The organism is Lactobacillus kullabergensis (genome assembly GCF_000967195.1).
Taxonomy (GTDB): Bacteria; Bacillota; Bacilli; order Lactobacillales; family Lactobacillaceae; genus Lactobacillus; species Lactobacillus kullabergensis.
In genome coordinates this window covers 146,969-152,968 of record NZ_KQ033871.1, presented here as the reverse complement: position 1 = coordinate 152,968, position 6,000 = coordinate 146,969, and the positions used below count along the sequence as shown (strand labels likewise).

The 6,000-nt window shown below is 34.4% G+C and carries 9 protein-coding genes; 2 read left to right on the top strand and 7 right to left on the bottom strand.

All coding sequences use genetic code 11. The features are described from left to right. The 7 genes from JF76_RS10375 to yaaA all read right to left on the bottom strand — a co-directional run. A partial coding sequence (locus tag JF76_RS10375) for a TetR/AcrR family transcriptional regulator (RefSeq protein ID WP_045927469.1) occupies nt 1–382 on the bottom strand: 382 nt, incomplete at its 3' end. 109 nt (nt 383–491) lie between these two features. Then, a complete protein-coding gene (locus JF76_RS01235; RefSeq protein WP_045927468.1) occupies nt 492–713 on the bottom strand; it encodes a hypothetical protein in 222 nt (73 codons plus the stop codon). A 495-nt stretch (nt 714–1,208) separates the two neighbouring features. Beyond that, a complete protein-coding gene (locus JF76_RS01230) occupies nt 1,209–1,883 on the bottom strand; it encodes an ABC transporter ATP-binding protein (RefSeq protein ID WP_045927467.1) in 675 nt (224 codons plus the stop codon). Nucleotide 1,884: 1 nt separating this feature from the next. Next, nucleotides 1,885–2,946, bottom strand: coding sequence for an ABC transporter permease (locus tag JF76_RS01225; RefSeq protein ID WP_045927466.1), 1,062 nt, complete (start codon nt 2,944–2,946; stop codon nt 1,885–1,887). Beyond that, nucleotides 2,946–3,467 carry a TetR/AcrR family transcriptional regulator gene (locus JF76_RS01220; protein ID WP_045927465.1) on the bottom strand — a complete coding sequence of 174 codons (522 nt, stop codon included), beginning with the start codon at nt 3,465–3,467 and terminating at the stop codon, nt 2,946–2,948. Before JF76_RS01220 ends, JF76_RS01225 begins: the two co-directional genes overlap by 1 nt. A gap of 135 nt (nt 3,468–3,602) precedes the next feature. Continuing rightward, a complete protein-coding gene (locus tag JF76_RS01215) occupies nt 3,603–4,208 on the bottom strand; it encodes a histidine phosphatase family protein (RefSeq protein WP_045927464.1) in 606 nt (201 codons plus the stop codon). A gap of 29 nt (nt 4,209–4,237) precedes the next feature. After that, nucleotides 4,238–5,005: a peroxide stress protein YaaA gene (gene yaaA, locus JF76_RS01210; protein WP_045927463.1), complete on the bottom strand. Its 768-nt coding sequence runs from the start codon at nt 5,003–5,005 to the stop codon at nt 4,238–4,240. A gap of 56 nt (nt 5,006–5,061) precedes the next feature. Here yaaA and JF76_RS01205 point away from each other — a divergent pair, with 56 nt between their 5' ends. Both JF76_RS01205 and JF76_RS01200 read left to right on the top strand, forming a co-directional pair. Further along, nucleotides 5,062–5,742 carry a hypothetical protein gene (locus JF76_RS01205; RefSeq protein WP_045927462.1) on the top strand — a complete coding sequence of 227 codons (681 nt, stop codon included), beginning with the start codon at nt 5,062–5,064 and terminating at the stop codon, nt 5,740–5,742. 20 nt (nt 5,743–5,762) lie between these two features. Beyond that, complete coding sequence (locus tag JF76_RS01200; protein WP_045927461.1) at nt 5,763–5,948, top strand: hypothetical protein; 186 nt, start codon at nt 5,763–5,765, stop codon at nt 5,946–5,948. Nucleotides 5,949–6,000: the final 52 nt, after the last annotated feature.

Genomic DNA, 6,000 nt, shown 5'->3' with positions numbered 1-6,000 from the left:
ACTGCTCCCTAAATTTTTCAATACCAAAATCAATTAATGTATCGGCGATAATTTTACTGCCAAATTTACCGTCAACAAACATCGCTCTAAAAAGATTTTCTTGTTCCTTGGCAAAATCAATGTATGATAAGTCCATATCAATCAATGGCTTGCCAGTATAACTTTTTTGCAAAATATTATTCTTTAAATTGTCCGCAATTTTACGCAATACTTCTTTGCGCAAGTCTTCCATACTGTTAAATTCAAGATATAAAGGCTGCGTTGAAAAATGCCCTGCCTTGGCAATATTGCGGGCAGTCAAACTCTCAATACCATCTTTAACAACCATCTTATAGGCAATGCTTAAAATTTTATTTCTTCCTATTTCTTTTTTTCTAGCCATTTTGGTTTTCCTTGATTAACTTTAAACGTACTATTATATAAACCAGTTTTCCAGAGACAGTATTACTACTATCAAAACTTCATTTAGACAAATATTTGAAATGAGTTAATTATTCCTCATTGTTTAAAAACTCATCATAATAAGTTGAAACCATGTTACTTACTTCTTCTTTGCTTAGACCTTGTGCAGCACAATAGGAGAAGAAAGCAGCAGAAAGAATATAACCTCTTTCAGAATCATCTGTTAGATTGTCTGAAAATGTCATATTAATACTATGATTTTGATAATCGGTTGATAACTCAATCGTCTTATCTTCAGGGATATCATTCATTACTATACCTCTACATGAATAGCTTTACTCAGTAATATAAAATACTGATACCGCTAATAAATAAAATAAAAATTACACCAAATTAAAACATATACTCAAAAATATTTTTTTGTTATTTTAGCAAAGAAATTATTATTTCCTAGTAATTTACTTAAGCAGTTAAAAAACACATTAATAATTCTATTTTTTAATTACATTCGTTATTTTACCTCAAAAAATAACATTATCTTTCCACTAATAAGAATAGTAAATTTAAAAGTACTTTGTCAAGAGCAAAGTACTTTTTTCTAACACGAAAGAATTAAGGTTTTTTCTGTAAAATTTAATCAGCTAAAAAATGCTTTCAATTAATAACACAATTAATATTAAACTAAGATTATTGCAAATAATAAAATTACTAACCATCAAAAAAGATTAGTTGATTTCTCGCTTTTAATCAAAATGATTTTCATGGTTATTTTTTATATTGTTATTTTTATTTGTTAAATTTAATAACTAAATTTCTTGCTTTATTTTGCCATCCATCATTTCATAAATATGGTCTGCATATTGCTTTAATCTTGGATCATGCGTTACCAACAAAACTGCCTTATTATAATTTTTCGCTAGGTTTTTAAACAATTGCCCTACTTCTGCCACATTTTCACTGTCAAGCGAAGCAGTAGGTTCATCAGCCAGCAAAATTTGCGGATTAGCGTAAAGAGCACGAGCAATTGCTGCCCGTTGCTGCTGACCGCCTGATAATTCACTCGGATATTTATCAAGTAAAGAATTGATACCAAGCTGCTTTAATAATTCCTGCAATTTTTCTTGACTGATATTTCCCGCTTTCTTTACCTTGCTAACCAGTTCAAATTGCTCCTTAATTTTTAAAAATGGCACTAAGTTATAAGCCTGCAGTACAAAGCCCAGCTGCGTTAACCGCAAATGATCACTTGCTCTTGCGGAAATGTGTGCAATATTCTGACCGTCAACAATTACTTCTCCGGCAGTTGGCTTTTGCAGAGAACCAGCTATTGTTAAAAAGGTACTTTTACCAGCTCCTGAAGGCCCCATAATCAAAACCACTTCACCTAGATTGGCTTTAAAATTAATATTTTTAAGGGCAACAACTTGTGCAGCTCCCGTACCATATACTTTTTGAACATTTTTTAATTCGATAATTGTCATATTATTCACCTATTGCCTGTGCCGGATCTACTTTTAAAATTGATCTGATTGGAATTAAGCTGCCGATAATTGCCGTTAACAGCAAACCTACTGTACCGGTCAGAATGATTCTTGGCGTGAAGCTGATGGGAACTGCGGCCGGTAAAACTTTAACTGTTACAAGCATGGCTGCCAAGCCAATGACTAATCCAGCAAGGACCAATATAATTGCCTGGCTAACGGTTACTTTTACTAAAGTGCTGCTGGGAATCCCCTGAGCACGCATGACCGCATAGTTATGCATTTTCTGCATTGTCAAAATGTATAGGAAAACTGCGATTATAATTAATGAAATGATGTATAAAAATCCAATCATCAATTCAAAAGTCATATTTTGTGCTGTATATCCTGGAAGCTTTTTAATAAATTGGTCAATGGGATACGTTTTGCTATCTTTATAATTATACTTGTAGTTATGATTACGAGAAATTAGAGCTGAAGCCTCTAAAGTTGGCATCCCTTGCCGCAATTTTTTCCAAGACTCCAATGTCCCGTAAATAATTGGAGCAATATTAATTTTCGCATTTTTAACAAAACCTACAATCTTGTACTTTCTGCTTGAACCGTTAAGTGCAAGCTTGTCGCCCAATTTGTACCCTTTGGTTTTAAATGCCTGGTCAACAGCCACCTCATAATTCTTTTTTGCTTTTCTACCCGCAATAAGTTCCTGATCATGATAAATAAACTGTTTCTTTTTAACTCCAATAAATTGTGCTGAAATTTGGGGGCGTCCGGCTTTCTTAACTACGACTGGAATTTGGCCCAATAAAGCTTCATCTTTAGACAGTGTTGCTTTTTTTAAATCAGTTTTTGTTAGAAATGACTGATTCATGCTTACGTTAGCATTTTTATTTAAGACTACTTTTTGAGCATCCCAAGATTCTAATGCCTGCGTATTTTCACTGGCCAAGCCGGTTGCCAGCGCAGATAAGACAAATATGAGATAACTAATCAAAAAAATCATTAAAATTATTAAGCCATAACGTAGTTTCTCTCTTTTTATTTCTTTAATTGCTAAAAACATTAATTCTTTCCTTTGTTTAAAAGTTCCAAGCTCGCCTTAAAGCGAGTCATAAGTGCTGATTTTTGATCTGGATTTGCTAATACCAAGCGAATGGTGGCATGACTCAGCACCATTGCACTCCAGTTCTGCGGATCTAATCCAGCTAGTATTTTTGGTGTAAAAGGATGACCAGGTGAACTTTCGTTATACAAGATATGCATTTTTATTAATCCCGCATATGTACTTGTCTGCATTTCTTCAATAAAATGCACAACATTGACATAATATTGTTGTGCATCAAACTGCGCTTTTATTTTTATGGGTAAATGAATACTTTTTAGAGCTAATTCATACATATAATGGTATGCATCTTCTAAATCAATAAAATATTTGTAAAAAGTCCCGCGTGCGATGCCTGTTTCTTTCACTATTCGCGCTACTTGTGCTTTTGCCAAAGGATAGCTGCTGAATTCTTTTAACAACGCACTTTCAATTTTTTTCTTTTTACCAGCAGGCAAGTTAATAAAAGTTGAATTAGCCATTTTCCAAATCATCTCCTTTTGTCGTAAGTGACACAGTGTCACTTTATAAAAATAATAGTTCATTTATTTTTAGTGGTCAATTATATTGCTCGCATAATTTTTTATAAAAAAAGCCTCTCAATGAGGCTTAGTACGCTATTCAAAAGTTAAAATACGGTTATAATAATTTACCCGGGGAATACCATTAAGATAAGAAACTTTTGCTAAAGCACAATTATCCATGGTTTCAAAATACTTCATGTTACCATGCGTAAAATAGTGGGCAAACATCATTCTAATTAAAGTACCATGGCAAAATACAAGCACTTTTTTAGTCAAATAATTCTTTTTCATATCATCTAAAAAACTGCCACACCTTTGATCCAATGCTGCAAAAGATTCGCCACTTGGAGCATATTTAATATAGTCAGCTGCAGCCTTGCCCCACGGATCAATGGCATCAGGATATTTTTGCCCCAGCTCTGAAAGAAAATGACCGTCCCATTCGCCAAAATTAATTTCCGTTAGCCTTTGATCAATTTTTATTTCTTTTTGTCCTTTAGTAAAAATTTCAGCGGTTGTCAAAGATCTCTTTAAAGGACTTGAAAAAACCACATCAAATCCCGCAGGATCGAAATTCGCAGCAGCTCTTTCAGCACATGCACGACCAGTCTTATCTAAATCATGATCAAAAACCGAGCCTTGAATACGACCAGTTTTATTTAAATCCGTCTGACCATGGCGAACAAAAACAATTTCCATAATAACCTCACATTTCTATATCTTAATTTTTAGCGCCGTTTAAAATCGAACTTTGTCCTGAAAACATAAGTGTCATCAGTACTAACTTTCGGCTCAAACACAAAACCAAAATCATGAAAGTCCTGTAGTTGCTCAGGTTCAGTTAATTGGTTTTCAGCAATATAGCGCACCATTTCTCCGCGAGCCATCTTGGCATGCACCCCAACTGTTTTCCACTGACCATTTTTCCTTTCTTGAAAATCAACAGTAATCATCTGCCTGCCATTCTTAACGTATGGAGTAACATTGCGCGAATATTCTTTAGAAGCCAAATTAATGAGTATCTGATCTTCATCAAAAAGGTTATCAGCGATTGTCGTGCCCCAAAATCGGTATAAATTTGGCTGCTTAAAACCCTCTACTCTATTTTTCATTTCCAGTCTGTAAGGCCATACACCATCAAAAGGCCGCAAAACACCGTACAGACCTGATAATATACGGACGTTCTCTTGCAAATAAGACAAGGCGGGTTTAGTGAACAGGTCGGGAGCCATATATTGATATTGAATGCCAGAATAGGAAATAATCGCAGGAGTTAAGCCATCTTTTTGACTCAAGTTTAGAGTTTGAATTTGTCTTTGACCTTCTTTAGTTGTACGCTCACTAGATTGCCAAATTTTTTGTAATTCGTTAAAACTGCATTTTTTTAGAAAAGCGGCTAATTCTTGAGCTTGAGCTAAAAATTGTGGGTGCGTCCTTGCAGAAAAAGAATCATTATCAACTGTCATTTTCATTGCTGGTGAAATAATAATTTTCATCTTTACCACCTTTTGGGTTAAACTTATTAATAATATTTACTGAAGGAGAGAAATCAATGAATCCTGATTTTGCCATCGTATTAAATTTTAAACTAAAAAGCGCAAAAGATGTAGACGCTGATTTTTTAGTTAAAACTGCTCGCAATATTGGAGCCCGGGCTGTCAGCGTTGACGCTCATCAAACTGACTTTGAAAAAGCTTGTGCAAAATATACTATTGCTTTGGTCGATGCAGAAACTATCCAAGAAAGTTGTGATTTAGTCCCAGCGGATCCAATTGCAAAGCTTGTAGCCAATCGTAAAGATGGGCAAAATACGATAATTAATATTCCGGTCACAGATAATGATAAGTTGTCTTCTGAAACTGAAGAAATGCTTAAGCAAATCAACAACTGGATGCATCTTTTTGGCCATGCTTTTAATGAAAGCGAACCCTGCGCGCTTAAAATTAGCAATGTAGAAGACAATAACGGTTTCGTACTCCAGAATAGGCACATGCCTTATCAAAAATATATTTTTATCAAGCAGCCACTGCCAGAAACGCTAAAAATTCTGGGTCTGTCCGACAATCCTAATCGCATCGAAATGATTGAGAATAGGACTGAGCTGGATTTCACTTTTACTGATGACGAATTGAGCATCACCTTAAAGGATGTGCCTGCAAGTGATTTTACCTGGAAGCTAATTCGGATTCAAGAGCACCGGCCAGAAGACGATATTAAAGAAACTAAATATTAGCACTCAATAACAGTTTTTTAATGATTCAATATCATGATAAAGATGGTAAAGTAATGCGACATCCTGGTCAAAAAGGAGATGAAATCAGAATATCAAAGGTTGTAAAGATGACTAGTTCTGATAATAATAAAGCAGAATTATTTTATAAAGTTGCAGCTGAAGGAGGAGATTTCATCAAAGCCTCAGAAATTAAATATTTAGCTTGACTAAAGCTACCTGTACTCAATAATTAGTTTTGAAAAATTGCAAATCAATAAT